Origin of the sequence: Lentzea alba, assembly GCF_047445655.1 — a bacterium.
Taxonomy (GTDB): Bacteria; Actinomycetota; Actinomycetes; order Mycobacteriales; family Pseudonocardiaceae; genus Lentzea; species Lentzea alba_A.
This window is the reverse complement of the sequence record NZ_JAJAEG010000023.1, coordinates 20,330-37,047: the sequence shown is the minus strand read 5'-3', so window position 1 is coordinate 37,047 and position 16,718 is coordinate 20,330. Positions and strand designations below refer to the sequence as shown.

Sequence of the window (16,718 nt, the reverse complement as noted above, 5' to 3'; positions counted from 1 at the left end):
AGATCAAGCGGCTATCGACTGAGTTGCTGAAACATCCGGTGCAGGCCGGGGCAGCGCGGCGAGCGTGGCTTGGGCCTGGTCGTACTCAGCCCGCCACTTGATCCGTTGGGCGATCATCTGCATGAGCAGCTCGACCCGTCCGGGCACGTGCGGATCACCAGCGCGGATCGGCGACCACATCAGCCGCGTCCGGTCGGTGTCCTCCTTGGCGATGCCCGCAGCCGCCAGTGCTTCCTTGACGAAGGCCGCCCGGTCGGACTTGTGTTCGGCGAGGGTCTTCCCCGACCACCGCCGCGACACGAGCACCCGCCGACCGGGCAGCCCGAGCGTTTCTCGCCTGTGCGCCTTCGAGCGGCAGCGCCCTGGAGTCATCCGTGAGTTCGTGCCCTTGGGCTGGACGCCGTAGAGCAGCCACACCGCGCACCGGTCCGAACAGGGCGTGACGGCCAGCTCCGACGCCAGGCGTTCGGCATGGTCGGAAGCGTCGGTGTCGACCACTTCGGCGATTGACTTCACGAGGTACTTGGTGAGGTAGCCGATGTGCCGTCCGGCTTCCTCGGAGCCGCCCAGGATGCCCTTGGAGTGCACCTGAGGACCGAACTCGGCCACGTGCGACGGAACGTCCAGATTGGCCACTGCGTCCGCCCAGGACGTCAACGGAGCGTGCGTGTCCGGGTCCACGAAGCCCTTGGCCCGCATGTCCCACACAGGCATCCGGTTGCCGCTGTACTTGACCTCATCGTGGTTGGGCCACCAGACCTGGAGGTAGGTAGCCGCCGTGACGTCACGGACGACCTTGTGCGGGATCGAGCCCCTGACCGCGAAGTGCGCGTGCGGGGTGATCCGCTTCTGTGGCTCGACTGTGCCGAAGTACTGAACGTCCCAGCCAACTACCCGCCGGAGGTTCTGCCACCACCGGTCAACGAGGCTTGCGAAGTGCACGACGTCCCGTGCAGCACGGCGGTAGTCGTACGTATTCGGGTCGACCGGCGTGCCGTCGTCGCGCACCTTGCCGTAGGTGTCAAGGGTGAGCGTGACGAACGTGGACGGCCGGTACTTGCCCGCGAATTCCCTGCCGACCGTGCGTTTGTCCACCTTGCGGCGAGGCAGGTTCGGCGTATCTTGCCGCCGACGAGTCGAGCGAATCGGCGCAGTTTTAGCCGGCCGTTCGACAGCGGGGAGGTTCCCGCGGACTCCCTCCCGCCGCAGGTCAGAGTCAGCCTCGCGAATCGCTTCCCGGAGGTCGTCCACATGGTCGAGTTCGTTTGACGCCTCAGCCTTCCGGTACTCGGCGGTGAGGTCGGACCGGTAGGTGACGAGCGCGACCTGATCAGGCGTCGGAGCCTCGCGTTCGGCGATCGGTTCGTGATCGAGGTGCCAGCCCTCCCGACACTGCGTCATCCGGGACTTCCGGTTGCGTTCAGAGCAGGCCGGGCACTTGCTCGCTTGTGTTGCATTGCAACGGATTGCGACGATCCGCACTTCTCCCGTGTCGAGGTCGAAGACCTCACGAAGAACCGGACGGGTGCACACCCCGTGCTGCTCAGCCGCAGCCTTGACGACGTCCAACGACAGCGGCATTCGTGCCCGCTCCGCCGAAGTCATGCCCGCGACGTCCGAGGGGACCGCCGGGACGTTGTCGATGCTCATGCTGCCGCGCTCCCTTCGGTCTTGCTCGGGAACTCGTGCACGGTCGCCGGAGTGAGGAAGACGCCCAGTTCGACCAGGTCCGCATCCGTGACGTGGAAGGCCCGTGCCCGTTCTGGTTCGCGCTGCCCGTCCTCCTTGAGCCAGGCGACGCCGGGCGTGTTCTCGCTGATCTCATGAGCCGCTGCACCGCGTTGTCTCACGCCGTCACCGAGCACCATGTCGACCTGGACCGGTTCGTCCAGCCGCAGTGCCACGCGTGTGGTGAACAGATGCCGGAAGCTCACGATCTCCTTGCGCGGGTCCTGGACCAGGCCCACGACGGCGTAACCGGGCGCACGACCTTGGGAGGTGATCGTCTGGATTGCCCTTGTCGCACGCTCACGGAGATTCCGATCCGACTGGTAGGCGATCAGGTCCGCCAGCTCATCGACGATCAGGACCGTGAACGGCTCTCCGGTGTTGCGTGCCCAGAGACGCCGGATGCCCCGGTAGCGAGCCGCACGTTCCTTGACCTCAGCGGCGATTCCCTCAAGCAGCGCAACAGCTTCCGGTCCGCTGTCATAGATGACCTTCTCGAACGCGTCCGGACACTGGCCCAGCTCCATGCCGCCCTTGGGATCAATCCCGATGAGGCGCACCACGCCGGCTTTGATGGCCGGGGCGAGCCGCCAGACGATCGACCAGAGCACCGAGCCTTTACCTGCGCCAGGCACGCCGACCACCAGGACCTGAGAGCCGAGCAGCTTGATCCGCCAAGGCTTCCCGGTCTCTGTCCGACCGACGACCACCCGCTTGAGATCCACGTCCGCCGTGCAGGCGATCGGAGGAACGGCGACCGGTTGCGCCAGCGGATCAGCGTGGATGAAGTCGAGTTCAAGCACTCTTGGCTTGAACACCCGCACGCGGCAGGACCGGGCGTCGAACGAGTGCGCCAGGTTGTCCCGCCGCGCTTCCCACTGCTCCGGTGACTGCGCCAGGATCATCCGCACCTGGACTTTGTCCCGCCAGCCCTCCGACCGCACGCGGCGAAGCTTCGGCCGGTACTCCTTCATACGGCTGTCTTTGGACAACTCGGCCAACCGCATCACCGTGCGCCAGCGCGGCACGTAGACCGTGAGTCGCCGCCACTCCGTGAGGAGTCGGAACCACGCGTGCCGCAGGAACGAGGCGCGATCGATGCCGTACCAGACAATGAGGGTACCGATGAGAGTGAGGAACGTCAGCACCAGCGACGAAAGGCCGGCCGCGCGATGCAGTGCGTACGTGCCGATGAACAGCGTCACGCACAGCGGGTAGCGGACGGCCGCTAGAACCACTCGAACCGCAAGCCGCAGCAGCAGCCAGACGAGCATGAGCGGCGCGAGTACGACCTTGACCCAAACAGGAAGCCATACCCACCAAGGGAAGCGTGGACGAGCACCCTCGAACGGTGCTGGATCAACCCACTTGTTGCCGCTCATCGAACACCGCCGACGGCGAAGATCAGCGGCAGCCAGCCGAGGCAGCCGCAACACTTGATCTGTCCGGGCGCGAACACACCGAACCTCTTGCAGTGCTGGCACTTCCGGCCGTTGCGTAACTTCCACCCGACCGAACTACCACTTCCACTTGACGCACCGCATGCGTGTGGCGATAGGCTTTGCATGACTCGAATCTCCTTGTGTCCCAACAAACTCAGGGTCGTTCGAGTCGGCATGTCGCCGGGAAGCAGTCGAGGCCCGCCAAGACTTCCGACTGCTTCCCGCGCGACACACCAACGGGTTTGTTCAGTTGTCGATCAGTACTCAGCGAGCTTCTTGGCGAGCGCCCTGCACCAGGAGCAGAGCGGCCGCTTCTCCGTCTTGCGGAACCAGCCACCACCGAGGCAGCGTGAGCAGTCCCGCCACTCCATCCGGACCCGACCGGTCACCGGATGCTTCGCGGTCAGGTTCATCGCGTACATCAACCGAGCCAGCGGACGCGGGACCACCAGCATCACCGCCTTGTGCCGGATGTCAGCCCATCCAGCCCGACTTGTCCTGTGTCGGCAGGCCTCCGACCCAACCGGCGCCGTGCTGCGGGTCGAGCACCGCAGCCAACAGGCCGGCGTGCTGCGAAAGCTTCCGGAGAAACGCTGCCAACTCTTCGCGGCCGTTCGGCCCGTCCGGCATGTGGATAGCGATCTGTGCGGGGTCCAGGTTCAGCCTCAGGCAGTAAGCCGCGGCTGTCAGATCAGGCCACGGAACGATGTCCGCAGAGGCCTCAGGACCAGGCGAAACAAGCAACTTGAGCATCACGACTCCCCCTGGTCAATCCGAGCCTGAGCCTGTGCGACCAGCTCAGCCAGGCGAGCCAGCTCGGAGGCGACAACCCGGACGGCCACCCGTGCCGCCGCACCGCCACCACCGAACACAAAGGTGGCCGCACTCCGCTCCGGCCAAGGCCCGTTGTCCCCGAGCCCCATCGCGCCACCTTTGTGGACAGTGATCTGAACGTTGATCTCGGTGAGACCCCGAGTACGCGCCGGTGGCACCAGACGCCTGTCACGCCGCCGCCGACTTCGTGGCCGCCTCGCCCGGATCAGGCTTGGCCCGCCCAACGTGCGGCGCACGCATCCCGGACGCCCGGAAGCTGTAGGCGATTCGGTTGTTGCGCCCCGCGTACGGCGTGATCGTCAGGTTCTCGAACTCGGCCGCTGCGTACGGGAAGCCGTTCATCTTGGCGGGCGGAACGGGCTGCACCTCAGCCGCGACCTTGACCTTGAACTCCGCGCCGAACCTCGCTGCCTCTTCGTTCGCGTCGAGCGCGCGGACCGTCCAGACCAGCATGTTCGTTTCCTTGTCACGCTCCTGGCGCTTGGGCGCGCGGGAGTCCTCGTTGAACTCCATCGACGGCTCGACCCCGAGCACGAAGCAACCGAGTGGGAACACGTCGCCGAAGCGGACCGGGAACCGCGTGGGGATGACCGGCATGACCTAACCTCTTCCTGTCATCAACTCCTCATTAGGAGTTGCTTCTAGAGGTCAAGCTAGGCCGTTGCCTGCCTGTCGTCAAGTCCTCATGAGGAGTAGGGTTGAACTGGACATGTTGAGTTGTGCGTATGCAAAGGTTGGAGAGGCAGGACGATGACCGAAGGGCTTGGCGCCCGTGCGCCGAAGTACCACCGCGTGGCGGACGCCCTTCGACGAGAGATCCGCGACGGCGAGCTTGCACCTGGTCAGCGACTCCCAGCAGAGACGACGCTGGTTGAGCGCTTCCGAATGAGCTTGCCGACGATCAGGCAGGCGCTAGGTGTGCTGCGAGCCGAAGGACTCATCGAGTCCCGTCACGGCATCGGCACCTTCGTGAAGGAGCAGCGTCGGCTGCAACGCCGCTCGCGAGGCCGCTATGGCAGCGCCCGCGACCATCAGAAGCTCCTGACCCACCACCTGCGCCACGACATCGTGTTCGCTGGGCGTGGCCCGGTGCCGGGTCACATCGCAGAGGTGATGGGCATCGAGCCCGGTACCGAGGTCGTCATCCGCCGGCGTCACCTGTTCGACAAGGACACCAACCAGCCTGAGGAGATCGGCGCGAGTTACATGCCCGTGGAAGTTGCGGGCGGCACGTTCTTGGAGGAGCCGAAGGTCGTCCCCAAGGCGCTGTTCCTGTGTGTCGAGGACTTGACCGGCCGCCGCTATACCCGCGCCCGCGACCAGTGGATCGCACGCATGCCGACCGCCGAGGAGAGCGGAATCCTTGAGCTGCCAACGGGTGCGCCCGTGATGCACGTCGTGCACGTGGCCCGCGACGAGGACGGTGACGTGCTTGAGGTGTCGGAGTCGATCTGGCCGGCAGACCGTGTGATTGTCATCGACGACTACCCAATCGAGCAGGCACCTCAAGAGCCTGAAGTCCCTAGCGAGCTTTGAGGGCCGCAAGGAGGGTGTGCTTGTGCCTGGCTACACCAACTCTGCGCATGCCGAGCAACTCGTCAATCACTGGTATTGGCGACCGGGTTGGGAACCTGGTCGAGAGTTCTACACGTGGCATCTGACCTTCGAGGATGAGCACGAACTGCACAGACTCGTTGCTGAGTATCAGGATGCGTTGCGTGGCGTTCAAGAGTTGGACATGGTCCCGATCTCCTGGCTGCACGTCACGATGCAAGGGGTCGGGTTCGCGGACGAGGTGGCTGAAGCTGAACTTGCAGCTCTTGCTGATGCGGTAGGCAGGCGTGTTGCTGCGGTTCCTCCGCAGGTCGTGACGTTCGACCGGCCAACAGCACGACCCCAGGCGATTGCTCTTTATCCCTCACCTGCTAGGCAAATACAGAAGATCAGAACGGCGGTCCGCACTGGCTTCGCCGATCTCTGGGGAGAGAGACGGGTTCCGGAAGCTGAGGCGCCCTTCACGCCTCACCTGAGCGTGGCGTACGTCAACTCCGACACGTCGTCTCGTCGTGCCGTGCAGGCTGTCACGGCTGTAGTGACCAGGCCGGTAGCAGTCACGATTCGCAGGATCACGCTCATAGCTTTAGCCCGTGAAGGTCATCTATACCGCTGGAGAACGATCTACCGAGCACCGTTGCTCGGCGGACTTCGCGACTAGTTCAGTCGGGTCCTCATTCGGCCTCACCGAGTCTGCATGTATCGGTCGAACTGCATGATCACATCACGCGATCGGCGCGAGCGATGGGCCATATGGGTGATCGATGCCTACGGCGAGTAACGGACATAGCCACCCCTCCGATTGCCAGACAAAGACTGCGACTATGAGTCGATATCGACCACTACGGCCTCGTCGTGCAGGCAGCCGATAGGGGGAATGATGCCCGCGAACCGAGAGACGCTTGAGCGTGTCGTGAACGCGCTGCACGCGGATGCAGCAGAGATCAAGCATCTCGGTACAGGGGGATTCGCCTCGACTTTCGCGGTCCGCACCACTCTGAACGGTGTCGAGCATAGCTTTGCGGTAAAGATCATCGATCCGGAGGTTGCGGAATCGGGAAGAGTTGCCCGCGAATTCTCTGCGCTCGCGCGGGTGGAAAACAGCCGTGTGGTCGGCTACCGAGGCGTGGGGCAATTCGTCTTTGAAGGCACGGAGTACACCTGGCTTGAGATGGAGTATATTCCTGGTTCTCCTCTTACGAGAGTAATGGGGGATTCAGGGGTGCGGTTCTCTGTGGCTCAGGCTGTTAATCTCTTGATTGACGCTGTGTCGGGGGCTGCCGCGATCTGGGCGGCGGGAACGGCTCATCGCGACCTGTCGCCGAACAATCTGCTTATTACGGAGGATGGCCGGCTGGTTATCGTTGATTTGGGTCTCGCTCGCCATATCAACGATGAGACAATTACCGTCCTGCCAACCCCTGGAACTCCGGGATGGATGGCGCCGGAGCAGGTAGGGCCTGACCCTTCGCACGGTGACTGGCGATCCGATCAGTTTGTGCTTGGGCTAGTCGGCCACCTATTGCTTACCGGAGTGCTGCCTCTTACGGGACGCAATATCCTCGAAAGATGGGTAGCGCCCGCGGTGGCAACCATTACGCCAGTGAAGGACCTCAATCCGGAGGTCCCTGCTGCCCTCAGTGATATCGTGGAAAAGATGACGGCAAAAGCGCCGCACAGACGTTATCTCCGGGCGGAGGTTCTTCTTGCCGATCTTGAGCGTGTGAGAGCAGCCTTGGCTGTGCCTGGCGACCACTCTGCCGCGAGTCCAACCTTCTGGTTGCTTATTGGTCAGACAAAGAACTTCGTGACCGAGCAGTTTCTGGCGGATCTGAAGCCGGACGGTGTAATTGTAGACGCGCGAGCCAGATCGCGCTGCTCTGAGCTTACGGAAAGTGCGCAAGCGGCTGGGGCTACTGCCATAATTGATCCACTTACTTACCTGGCTAGGTCACCGCAATCCGTCCGCCCTGCTCGGTACTCGCAATTGCCGTACGGAAGCAGGGAGACGCTTACCGGATTCTCGGATGAAGCATCGCGTCGTGAATTCTGCGAGCAAGTTATTGATGTGCAAGTGGCTGATGCGCCGGACGTTGTAATGGCTCCTTATTTCTATGCTGGTTCGAGTGAGCTGAACTGGATCACGGAAAGTGTTGTTTGCGCGCAAGTTGCTGAATCTATCGTGGCTGAAAGAGTTGCTTGTAGCGCGCTTGATGCCGCGCTTCCGGTTTGGACGACTGTTGCGATCTCGGCGAGCTGGTTGTCCTCAGCCACTGAGCGCGATCAACTGCTTACTGCCATCACGGCATCGCCGATGCAGGTGCTGTATCTGCTTGTGCACACAACGCAGGTCTCATTCGGGCCTCTCGCTGATGCAGACGTTCTACAGGGCTTCGTAGACGTCTTGCACGTGATGCGCGAGGCGGGGGTACCGGTTGTGGTGGGGCGTCGCGCCTCGTCTGGCTTGTTGCTAATAGCCCTAGGTGCATCCGGATGGGGAATCGGTGTCCACGCAACACTGCAAAACATGCCGCCGCACCCGGAGACTGAGCAAACCGGTGGACCGTCGGAAGATCGGATTTATCTTCCTCAGCTGCTCAACGCTGTATCCGTCAGCACAGCACGCATCTATGCGGACGCGAATGCAGGGGCCTTGGATTTGACCACGTCATACGGCCAGCGGCTACTTGAACTGAACCCCAGTCTCGATCAGTTGACAACTGAGCAACGGATCCTTCTCAATCAACACAACATTTCGGCACAGCGAGACCAGGTCTCCGAGCTTGCCGCTCGGGATCTAGCTGGACGGCATACCCTAATGAGGGAGTGGATCTCTTCGGCGCGCCAGATGTATCGGCAGCTTCCTACGCCTACTTCAACCGCCGAGAGTGGCCGCTTCCTCAGCGCGTGGGAAACTGTTATTTAGGAAACCAGGTCAACTGCCCTTCGGGATCACCGCAGCGTGCTACCCGCAATTTTCGATGGTGCGGCGATCTGAGCTTCCAGTAGTTTCTCGGCGACCATGTGGCGACGTGCTGGTTGTAACGGGCTTGCAGCAGGTGCATCCATGGCGATCGCAACAGAACCGCTGTCTTCCAGGCTGAGAACTCCGACGCGATGTTTAACGGCGCTTGCTAGTACCATCTCGCTAACTCGGCTTGACGGTAGTGCTAGATAGGATTGTTCAGAAAAGAGTCGGTAGCGTGATGCCTGTGCTAGACCTCGCCGCCAATCTCGCAGTTTCAGTTCAATTGCGATAATGCTCCTGAACACATCACAGGGCTGCCGTGATGCGACGTAGTGGCCGTCTTGATCGAGATGCAAAAGTCCATTGGCTAGCAATGGTTCTACGGCACGTGTACGGAGCCCACGCCATCCCCATGGCGCCCATTCGCGGAGGGCTGATTCGCAAACGGGTTTCTCTGCGCGTTGAAGTAGGGCTAGATGAAGACTATCGGTTACTGGCTGACATTTTGCTAAGCGGCGTGCAACATCTTCGCGACAAGCATTTCCGGCAATGAAATCAGCTACGCCAACTCCGGAGTCAACTTCTTCGCCTGGTGAGATGCCGGTGATCTCGCGAAGCCAGTTCCGCACAGGTGCAGCCATGTCTGTCTCGCGAACCCATCTTCCTTCTGCGTCGACGGTTGAACTGCCGCGAGACATTGGACCTCCCTTGAGGCAAGGTACGTAAGCTTACCCTAAATTCTGCCTCGATGCATTGCCGAATTGTGCTTTATGGGATCAAGACGCGCCGCCGTCGGCGGCGCGCACGGCGCCGGTCGCCTACCAGCGAGGCCCGCATCCATCCGGGCACGCCGGGCTCCCGCTTCGCTCCGCCCGTCGGCCACGGCGGCACGGCCCACGAGGTGGCGCGGCAGCGCGCCGCCGACGGCGGCGTGTCCCACCCATACGGCAGGCACCGCGTCTACCGTCACCCTATGACGTTCACAGTCGCCGCCGAGCAATCGAGGCCGCTGGAGAGTAAGGCGGTCAACCGCAGGTCCGCCGCACCTCGATATGTGCCAGCCGGCGTGTGTCACGCGGTGGCGCCCGACGCAACCGCTACCGAATGCGGTCGGTCGCTCGACTCGCTGAAGGTCTTCCCGGACGCGCAGTGGAGTAGCAGCTTCCTACGGCACTGCCCGGACTGCCTACGGACCGCGCCGCTCGGCTAGGTCCGCGACATGCAGTTAGGGCACCACCCCGACACGCCATGATCAGTCACGGCCAGCGGCACCGCGTCAAGACGGGAAAGCGTGTCTTGACCCGCCACCACTGTCCGCGAGATCGGCTCCGTGTCGGGATGATGCCCCGGTTGTGGTTGATCAACTCCCAGGCCGTCTCCAGGCCGTGAGACGTCCCAAAGCGTCGAAAACCAGTGAGAACTGTCGAGTACCAAAACTGCAGCTCAACAGCCATGCAGGCCAATATCTACGCCTACAACAAATCCCGGCGGTCACAACATCGCCATCTGGCTCGCGATGTACTCCTGAGTTCAGTCCTGCCAGGTGATCGGCGAGGGCGCGCGTTCCTCGGCGTCGAACTTGGCGTCGGCGAACGTGCGGTGCGTCCTGGAGTCCGGCTTGAACGTTTGGCCCTCACGGACGTTGCTGTACGAGACGTAGAAGGCGTGGCCCTCGTCGTTGACGACGGGGAGCTGGCCGATGTCGAGATCGTTGGCCGCCTTGGCGAGCTCGTACCAGTAGTCGTGGTCGACGCGGACGATGGCCACCAGCCAGGGTTTGTCCGCGTGCAGGTAGGTGCCGCTGGCCACGATCTTCAGTGCGATCACGCCGAGCCTCCTAGCGTGCCGGGTCGGTGATCAGCAGCGGGCCGAGGTTGTCCAGCACGTCGGCGGTGCTCGACGCCTTGGCCTGGCCCAGCTCGTCCGCCGTGATTCCGACGACGGTCAGGAACTGCACGGTGCCGTGTGGTGTGTCGATCGTGCCGAGCACGGGGTCCTCGGTGAAGGCCAGTGCGGTGAGGCCGGTGCCCGGTGAGCCGGTGATCGGCCCGCCGGGGTCCATTCGGTGGCCCGCTGCGAAGACCCGGCCGCTGGAGTGCACGTAGTCGCCCAGCTTCATCAGCAGGTTCGGTGCCCACAGTGGTGGAGTGTCGGCTGGAGGGACGCGGATCGTCAGTTCGATGCCGAAGCCGCTCACGGCCGGGTCGTCGCTGTCCTTCGTGAACAGTTCGGTGAGGCCGAACGTCACCAGGAACCAGTGGTCGTCGGCGCGGTAGGCGCTCAAGCCGTAGACGCCTTGGCCGGGGAGGTTGTTCGTGCCCCAGTGCACGGGTTCCTGTGCGGGGACGGTGGCCTCTACGGCGGACTGGATCGCGTCCCAGCCGGGCGTCTGGTCTTCCATGGCTGGGGACCGTACAGTCCGGCGCCCGTGAAGGCGCCGGACTGGGCACTAACGGCCGCCGCGGGCCATGTGCAGGACGTCCAGCGCGGCGTCCAGCTGCTCTTCCGTCAGCTTCGACGGCACGTGGCCGCGCTCCAGCACCACCTCGCGGATGGTCTTGCGCTCCTTCAACGACTGCTTGGCGATCGACGCCGCCTCCTCGTAGCCGAGGTACCGGTTCAGCGGCGTGACGATCGACGGCGACGACTCGGCGTACTCGCGCATCTGCGAGACCTGAGCGACGGTGCCGACGAGGACCTTGTCGGCCAGCAGCCGGGCGACGGCGGCCAGCAGGCGTGAGGACTCCAGGACGTTGCGGGCGATCACGGGCAGCATCACGTTGAGCTGGAAGTTGCCCTGCGAGCCGGCGAACGCCACCGCGGCGTCGTTGCCGATCACCTGGGCCACGACCATCATCGTGGCTTCGGAGATCACCGGGTTGACCTTGCCCGGCATGATCGAGGAGCCCGGCTGGAGGTCGGGCAGGGCCAGTTCGCCCAGGCCCGTGCGGGGGCCGGAGCCCAGCCAGCGGAGGTCGTTGGCGATTTTGAACAGGGCCACGGCCGACGCGCGGAGCTGGCCGGAGATCTCGACCACGCCGTCCTGGGTGGCCTGGGCCTCGAAGTGGTCGCGGGCCTCGACCAGGGGCAGGCCGGTGGTTGACGCCAGCTCGGAGGCCACCAGAGCGCCGAAGCCGTCAGGGGCGTTGAGGCCGCTACCGACAGCTGTGCCGCCGATCGGCAGTTCGGCCAGGCGCGGGATGGACGCCGACAGTCGTTCGACGGAGTAGCGGACCTGGGACGCCCACGCGCCGGCTTCCTGGCCCAGCGTCACCGGCACGGCGTCCATGAGGTGTGTGCGGCCGGATTTGACCAGGTCGGACCACTCAGCCGCCCGCGCCGACAGGACCGACTCCAGGTGCTCGAAAGCAGGAATGACATCCCGCACGACGGCCTCGGTGGCGGCCACGCGCAGGGTGGTGGGGAAGGTGTCGTTGGACGACTGGGAGGCGTTGACGTGGTCGTTCGGGTGCACGTCGCGGCCCAGCGCACGGGACGCCAGGGTGGCGATGACCTCGTTGGCGTTCATGTTCGACGACGTGCCGGAACCTGTCTGGAACACGTCGACCGGGAAGTGCGCGTCCCACGTGCCGGCAGCCACCTCGTCCGCGGCTGAGGCGATGGCGGAGGCCACGTCGGCATCGAGCACGCCCAGCTGGGCGTTGACGCGGGCCGCTGCGGCTTTGAGCAGGCCGAGGGCTCGGACTTGAGCTCGTTCGAGGCCTCGACCCGAGATCGGGAAGTTCTCGACCGCGCGTTGGGTTTGGGCGCGCCACAATGCGTCGACCGGCACGCGGACCTCACCCATCGTGTCGTGCTCGACGCGGTACTCCTGTTCAGACATGCTTCCGAGTCTCTATGGTCGATCACAGCACTGCCACCCACCACTGGCAGAAGGGCACCACTCATGGAGCGTGACGTCGACCTCCTCGTTGTGGGCGCAGGTCCCACGGGGTTGTTCGCCGCGTACTACGCAGGCTTCCGGGAACTCAAGGTCGCGCTGGTCGACGCACTGCCCGAGCCGGGCGGCCAGGTGACGGCGATGTATCCGGAGAAGATGATTTTCGACGTGGCCGGGTTTCCGGCGATCAGGGGGCGCGACCTCGTCAACGGGCTCGTCGAGCAGGCCGGGCAGTACAAGCCGACGTACTTGCTCAACCGGCAGGCGCGCACGCTGGAGTCCACAGAGGACGGTCTCAAGGTAGGACTCGCCGACGGCAGCACGATCACCGCTGGAGCCATGCTGATCACGGCCGGCATGGGCGAGTTCAACCCGCGGCCGTTGCCAGCGGGTGACGGGTGGCTAGGGCGCGGCATGGTGCATTTCGTGCCTGTGCTCAACGAACACGCCGGGCAGCACGTCGTGATCGTCGGTGGCGGTGACTCGGCGTTCGACTGGGCGTTGGCGCTGCACCCGATCGCGGCCAGCGTCACGTTGGTGCACCGCAGGGCGAACTTCCGGGCGCACGCGGCGACTGTGCGGCAGGTGCGGGAGCTCGGGATCGAGATCATCACGGACGCCGAGGTGCTGGAGCTGCGCGGGGAGCCGCTGTCCGAAGTGGACGTCAAGGTCAAGGGTGAGGACGTGAAGACGTTGCTGGCGCAGACCGTGGTCGCGGCGCTCGGGTTCACGGCCGACCTCGGGCCGATCGAGTCGTGGGGACTGGAGCTCGACCACCGCGCGGTGGTCGTGGACACGACGATGAAGACGAAGCTGGACCGGGTTTACGCGGCCGGTGACGTGGCGCAGTACCCCGGCAAGGTCAAGCTCATCGCGACCGGGTTCGGGGAGGCGGCGACGGCGGTCAACAACATCGCGGTCGCGCTCAACCCGTCCGCGCACCTCTTCCCGGGACATTCCAGCAACGCGGGATAGGCATCACCCGAACAGCCCACGCGCCAGCGATACGACAGCGGCGCGTGGGCTGTGCGTCGTAGAGTGGGGCCTCTGGTGGGTTGCGCGTGTCAGGGGGACGCGCACCGAGCAACCCTGGGGGGCTTGTGATTCACGTTTACTGGGCCGACATGATGCCCGGCACGCCGTGGTGGGTGGGGCCGACGACGCGCGAACGGCCGCGCACGGTGTACTGGCAGCCGCTCTCCGACCTGGTGGAACGCCGCGTCAACGCCGAGGTCGACACGTCGGGCTGGGGTTCGGACGTCCTCGTCGAGCTGACCCTGCCGGACCACCTGGTGCCCGACATAGCGGTGATGCCGGGGTTCGCCGTCGCACAGCTCGCGCTCCCGGACCCGCTCAACAGGTCACGGGACGTGGAGTTGGTCGTGGCGGCGCTGGAGGACGGGGTGCACGCCGCGGTTGAACGGGTCGCGCGCCGGCTCGGCAGGCCGTACGTGCGGCGCAGGGCCGAGCCGCGGAACCTGGAGCATCCGCTGCGGATCAGCACGCTCGCGGGGCGGTTCGGCGGGACGATCGCGCTCGTGTCACCGCAGACCTCGTCGGACGAGTTCATGGCGTCACTGCCGGCGGAGGAAGTGGCCTGGGAGGGGTACGAGGGCTGGCGGATCGTCCAGGTCAACCAGGAGATCGCGGGACGGCCGGTGTCCGATGTGGACTTCGGCGCGCTGGACATCCCGGTGTTGCTGGACAACCTGTCGGCCGACGAAGGCATCGCGCTCGTCGTCGTGGGCAAGGAGCTCGAACGGCTCACCGGATGGCTGCCCACCGGCCTCGCGGGTCGCGTCCAGGTCATGGGACGTGACGACGGATGCTGGTGGGCAGCGATCGGTTAGGGCAGCACCTGGACCTTCTCGCCGATCATCAGGTTGTCGTAGAACACCAGCGAGGCATCGGCACCGAGCCGGATGCAGCCGTGCGACTGGACGTTCGTGTCACCCTGGTGGAACGCGATACCGCTCGTGGTGAAGTACACCGCGTTCGGCATCGGGCCGTTGTAGGGGACGCTCCAGTCGTTCTTCACCTTGCGCAGCACGGAGAACATGCCCACCGGGGTCTCGTACCCCGGCTTGCCGTGGCTGATCGGCACCGGGCCGTAGCTCGTCTTGCCGTTGAACACCAGCCATGCCCGGTTGGAATGCTTCTCCAGGCACGCTCCGTTGTAGACGGTGCATCCCGCCTGCGCTTGCGCGGGTACCGCGAAACCGAGGATCAGGAGCACCGTCGCGATGAGCACTCGCATCTCACATCACCCCTCAGTAGTGGAGTAACCACTACCGGGTGATCTGAATCATCCTGCTATGGAAGAACCTGAACTCGCTCGCCGACCGCGAGGTTGTCGTAGAAGACCGCGGAGGCCTCCCAGGTCAGCCGGACGCAGCCGTGCGACTGGGAGTTCAGGTCGCCCTGGTGGAACGCGACACCGTCGTAAGTGAAGTACACGGCGTTCGGCATCGGGCCGTTGTACGGGATGCTCCAGTCGTTCTTCACCTTGCGCAGCACCGAGAACATGCCGACCGGCGTGCCGAAGCCGGGCTTGCCGTGGCTGATCCGGACCGGGCCGTAGCTCGTCACGCCGTTGGTGACGAGCCACGCCCGGTTCGAGTGCTTCTCCACGCACGCTCCGTTGTAGACGGTGCAACCGGAGGCGTGCGCGGGGACGGCAAAGCTAAGCAGCAGAAGGGCTGCAACAACCAGGGGTCTCATAGTTGATCATCATGCGACCACCTGAACCATCTCGCCAACCGAGAGGTTCTGGAAGTAGTACTGGGCCGACTTCGGGTCCAGGTGGATGCAGCCGTGCGACGGTTCGGTCAGCGAGCCCTCGTGGAACGCGATGCCGTCCGACGTGAAGTACGTCGACCACGGCATCGGGCCGTTGTAGGGGATGCTCCAGTCGTCCTTCACCTTCCACAGCACCGGGAACTTGCCGACCGGCGTCTCGTAGCCCTTGCGCCCGTGGGTGATCGGCACCGGACCGTAGACGATCTTGTCGCCGCGCACGATCCAGGTCTGGTTCGTGGAGAGCTGGATGCACGCGCCGTCGCTGATGTCGCACGGCGTCGGCTTCACGACCGGAGGCGGCGGTGGGGGAGGCGGCGTCGAGGAGGGCGAGGGCGGTGCCGAGGAAACCGACGAGGGTGGCGCCGAGGAAACCGACGAAGAAACCGACGAAGGTGGTGGCGCGGTAGGCGTTTCAGCCTGCACTGTCCCTTGCGCACAACCCGCCACGAACATCAACGCGACCGCCGCGAACATCATCCGCATCGGGCACCCCCCTTGTGATCCATCCTTTGCCGAAGTAGACGACGGGCGGATCACTCAGGTTGCAACGCGGAGGGCCCGCCTCCCATAACGAATGGGAGACGGGCCCTCGGAATGCGTTTACCGGCTCACAGACCGCCGACGTTGCTGCTCACCCAGGAGCGGTAGTACGAGACGTCCACGTAGATCGACGGAGCGGTCGCGCAGGTCGCGCCGCCACCGCTGCGGCTGGTGGCGCCGATCAGCTCCCACCGGCCGGACACGGACTTCACCTGCGGGCCACCGGAGTCGCCGTAGCAGGCGCCCTTGTTGCCACCGGTGTTGTTGGTGCAGATCTCCGAGACGCCGCTGATGCCGGAGCACCGGCTGTCAGTGACGATGGAGGTGTTGAGCTCCTGCAGGGTGATCGGAGCGCTGCCACAGCCGCGGGTCGGGCAGGTCTGGCCCCAGCCGATGATGCGGGTGGCGGTGCCGACCGGGCCGGACGCCGGGGAGATGGTGATCGGGGCCTGGCTCACCGAGGTGTTGAGCTGCACCACCGCCAGGTCGGCGGACGGGTGGTTGATGATCCGCGTGGCGCCGGTGACCGTGCCGCCGCTGGTGCGGTTGGTCGTGCCGATCCGGGTGCGGACCGTCGACGGCGAGCGGCCCTGGACGCAGTGCTTCGCCGTCACGACCCAGTTGGCCTTGACCAGCGAGGCGCCGCAGAAGTGGCTGCCGGAGGTGCTCTGCAGGGACACCATGAACGGGTAGACCTGAGACGCGTTGGTCCCACCGACGATCATCGTGCCCATGTCGCCGTCAGAGGTGGGATCCGGGGCCGCAGTGGCAGCCACGGCCGAGGCGAGCAGGGCGCCCGCGGCCACGACGACTGCGGAGAACAACGAACGTGCCCTCATCGTTGAATTCCCTTCCTGAACCCGGCGCAGGGTTGCCGGGGTCAGTTCGGAAACTAAGGACGAAAGTCACTCGGTGACTAGGGTCACTCGTCTGGTTACCGAGCGTTCACGTT

Annotated in this window: 19 protein-coding genes; 5 read left to right on the top strand and 14 right to left on the bottom strand. The window is 64.6% G+C overall.

Going from position 1 to position 16,718, the window contains the following annotated elements; genetic code table 11:
* Positions 1 to 3 precede the first annotated feature (3 nt).
* From LFM09_RS32955 to LFM09_RS32930, 6 genes are all read right to left on the bottom strand, one after another.
* The gene (locus tag LFM09_RS32955) at positions 4 to 1,650 is read right to left on the bottom strand and encodes a replication initiator (RefSeq protein WP_414100488.1); all 1,647 of its coding nucleotides are present in this window, start codon (positions 1,648 to 1,650) and stop codon (positions 4 to 6) included.
* Positions 1,647 to 3,002 (bottom strand): FtsK/SpoIIIE domain-containing protein, encoded by a 1,356-nt coding sequence (locus LFM09_RS32950; protein WP_414100487.1) that lies wholly within the window; start codon positions 3,000 to 3,002, stop codon positions 1,647 to 1,649. Before LFM09_RS32950 ends, LFM09_RS32955 begins: the two co-directional genes overlap by 4 nt.
* 425 nt (positions 3,003 to 3,427) lie before the next feature.
* Positions 3,428 to 3,619: a hypothetical protein gene (locus LFM09_RS32945; RefSeq protein ID WP_414100486.1), complete on the bottom strand. Its 192-nt coding sequence runs from the start codon at positions 3,617 to 3,619 to the stop codon at positions 3,428 to 3,430.
* A 25-nt stretch (positions 3,620 to 3,644) separates the two neighbouring features.
* Positions 3,645 to 3,926 (bottom strand): hypothetical protein, encoded by a 282-nt coding sequence (locus tag LFM09_RS32940; protein ID WP_414100485.1) that lies wholly within the window; start codon positions 3,924 to 3,926, stop codon positions 3,645 to 3,647.
* Positions 3,923 to 4,093, bottom strand: a complete 171-nt coding sequence (locus tag LFM09_RS32935; protein WP_414100484.1) for a hypothetical protein — start codon at positions 4,091 to 4,093, stop codon at positions 3,923 to 3,925. The genes LFM09_RS32940 and LFM09_RS32935 overlap by 4 nt, the downstream gene beginning before the upstream one ends.
* Positions 4,094 to 4,172: 79 nt before the next feature.
* Complete coding sequence (locus LFM09_RS32930; protein ID WP_414100483.1) at positions 4,173 to 4,601, bottom strand: plasmid replication, integration and excision activator; 429 nt, start codon at positions 4,599 to 4,601, stop codon at positions 4,173 to 4,175.
* A gap of 153 nt (positions 4,602 to 4,754) precedes the next feature.
* On the opposite strand from LFM09_RS32930, the gene LFM09_RS32925 reads away from it, so the two are divergent.
* The 3 genes from LFM09_RS32925 (at position 4,755) to LFM09_RS32915 (ending at position 8,484) form a co-directional block, all read left to right on the top strand.
* A complete protein-coding gene (locus tag LFM09_RS32925) occupies positions 4,755 to 5,540 on the top strand; it encodes a GntR family transcriptional regulator (protein WP_414100482.1) in 786 nt (261 codons plus the stop codon).
* Between the two features lie 22 nt (positions 5,541 to 5,562).
* Entirely contained in the window at positions 5,563 to 6,219 is a 657-nt protein-coding gene (locus LFM09_RS32920; protein WP_414100481.1) for a 2'-5' RNA ligase family protein, read from the top strand.
* A 252-nt stretch (positions 6,220 to 6,471) separates the two neighbouring features.
* Positions 6,472 to 8,484 (top strand): serine/threonine protein kinase, encoded by a 2,013-nt coding sequence (locus LFM09_RS32915; protein WP_414100480.1) that lies wholly within the window; start codon positions 6,472 to 6,474, stop codon positions 8,482 to 8,484.
* A gap of 26 nt (positions 8,485 to 8,510) precedes the next feature.
* On the opposite strand, the gene LFM09_RS32910 is transcribed toward LFM09_RS32915, so the two are convergent.
* The 4 genes from LFM09_RS32910 to LFM09_RS32895 form a co-directional block, all read right to left on the bottom strand.
* Positions 8,511 to 9,167 carry a hypothetical protein gene (locus LFM09_RS32910; RefSeq protein ID WP_414100479.1) on the bottom strand — a complete coding sequence of 219 codons (657 nt, stop codon included), beginning with the start codon at positions 9,165 to 9,167 and terminating at the stop codon, positions 8,511 to 8,513.
* 889 nt (positions 9,168 to 10,056) lie between these two features.
* Positions 10,057 to 10,353, bottom strand: a complete 297-nt coding sequence (locus LFM09_RS32905; protein WP_414100478.1) for a hypothetical protein — start codon at positions 10,351 to 10,353, stop codon at positions 10,057 to 10,059.
* Positions 10,354 to 10,363: 10 nt separating this feature from the next.
* Positions 10,364 to 10,927 (bottom strand): suppressor of fused domain protein, encoded by a 564-nt coding sequence (locus tag LFM09_RS32900; RefSeq protein ID WP_414100477.1) that lies wholly within the window; start codon positions 10,925 to 10,927, stop codon positions 10,364 to 10,366.
* 48 nt (positions 10,928 to 10,975) lie between these two features.
* Positions 10,976 to 12,370: a class II fumarate hydratase gene (locus LFM09_RS32895; protein ID WP_414100476.1), complete on the bottom strand. Its 1,395-nt coding sequence runs from the start codon at positions 12,368 to 12,370 to the stop codon at positions 10,976 to 10,978.
* A gap of 63 nt (positions 12,371 to 12,433) precedes the next feature.
* Between LFM09_RS32895 and LFM09_RS32890 the strand changes: the two genes are divergently transcribed.
* Entirely contained in the window at positions 12,434 to 13,402 is a 969-nt protein-coding gene (locus tag LFM09_RS32890) for an NAD(P)/FAD-dependent oxidoreductase (RefSeq protein WP_414100475.1), read from the top strand.
* A gap of 125 nt (positions 13,403 to 13,527) precedes the next feature.
* Entirely contained in the window at positions 13,528 to 14,277 is a 750-nt protein-coding gene (locus tag LFM09_RS32885) for a hypothetical protein (protein ID WP_414100474.1), read from the top strand.
* Here LFM09_RS32885 and LFM09_RS32880 read toward each other — a convergent pair.
* The 4 genes from LFM09_RS32880 to LFM09_RS32865 all read right to left on the bottom strand — a co-directional run bounded on the left by LFM09_RS32880 (position 14,274) and on the right by LFM09_RS32865 (position 16,605).
* A complete protein-coding gene (locus LFM09_RS32880; RefSeq protein ID WP_414100473.1) occupies positions 14,274 to 14,684 on the bottom strand; it encodes a L,D-transpeptidase in 411 nt (136 codons plus the stop codon). The two genes, LFM09_RS32885 and LFM09_RS32880, sit on opposite strands and share 4 nt — an antisense overlap.
* Positions 14,685 to 14,740: 56 nt before the next feature.
* A complete protein-coding gene (locus LFM09_RS32875; protein ID WP_414100472.1) occupies positions 14,741 to 15,058 on the bottom strand; it encodes a L,D-transpeptidase in 318 nt (105 codons plus the stop codon).
* A 99-nt stretch (positions 15,059 to 15,157) separates the two neighbouring features.
* Positions 15,158 to 15,514 carry a L,D-transpeptidase gene (locus LFM09_RS32870; protein WP_414100471.1) on the bottom strand — a complete coding sequence of 119 codons (357 nt, stop codon included), beginning with the start codon at positions 15,512 to 15,514 and terminating at the stop codon, positions 15,158 to 15,160.
* A 320-nt stretch (positions 15,515 to 15,834) separates the two neighbouring features.
* Positions 15,835 to 16,605: a S1 family peptidase gene (locus LFM09_RS32865; RefSeq protein ID WP_414100470.1), complete on the bottom strand. Its 771-nt coding sequence runs from the start codon at positions 16,603 to 16,605 to the stop codon at positions 15,835 to 15,837.
* Positions 16,606 to 16,718 lie beyond the last annotated feature (113 nt).

Bases quoted from the DNA above. Each gene is read 5' to 3' on its own strand.
- LFM09_RS32950 (WP_414100487.1), bottom strand. From the start codon at position 3,002: ATGCTCGTCTGGCTGCTGCTGCGGCTTGCGGTTCGAGTGGTTCTAGCG.
- LFM09_RS32895 (WP_414100476.1), bottom strand. From the start codon at position 12,370: ATGTCTGAACAGGAGTACCGCGTCGAGCACGACACGATGGGTGAGGTC.
- LFM09_RS32955 (WP_414100488.1), bottom strand. From the start codon at position 1,650: ATGAGCATCGACAACGTCCCGGCGGTCCCCTCGGACGTCGCGGGCATG.
- LFM09_RS32930 (WP_414100483.1), bottom strand. From the start codon at position 4,601: ATGCCGGTCATCCCCACGCGGTTCCCGGTCCGCTTCGGCGACGTGTTC.
- LFM09_RS32925 (WP_414100482.1), top strand. From the start codon at position 4,755: ATGACCGAAGGGCTTGGCGCCCGTGCGCCGAAGTACCACCGCGTGGCG.
- LFM09_RS32935 (WP_414100484.1), bottom strand. From the start codon at position 4,093: ATGGGGCTCGGGGACAACGGGCCTTGGCCGGAGCGGAGTGCGGCCACC.
- LFM09_RS32900 (WP_414100477.1), bottom strand. From the start codon at position 10,927: ATGGAAGACCAGACGCCCGGCTGGGACGCGATCCAGTCCGCCGTAGAG.
- LFM09_RS32890 (WP_414100475.1), top strand. From the start codon at position 12,434: ATGGAGCGTGACGTCGACCTCCTCGTTGTGGGCGCAGGTCCCACGGGG.
- LFM09_RS32865 (WP_414100470.1), bottom strand. From the start codon at position 16,605: ATGAGGGCACGTTCGTTGTTCTCCGCAGTCGTCGTGGCCGCGGGCGCC.
- LFM09_RS32910 (WP_414100479.1), bottom strand. From the start codon at position 9,167: ATGGCTGCACCTGTGCGGAACTGGCTTCGCGAGATCACCGGCATCTCA.
- LFM09_RS32880 (WP_414100473.1), bottom strand. From the start codon at position 14,684: ATGCGAGTGCTCATCGCGACGGTGCTCCTGATCCTCGGTTTCGCGGTA.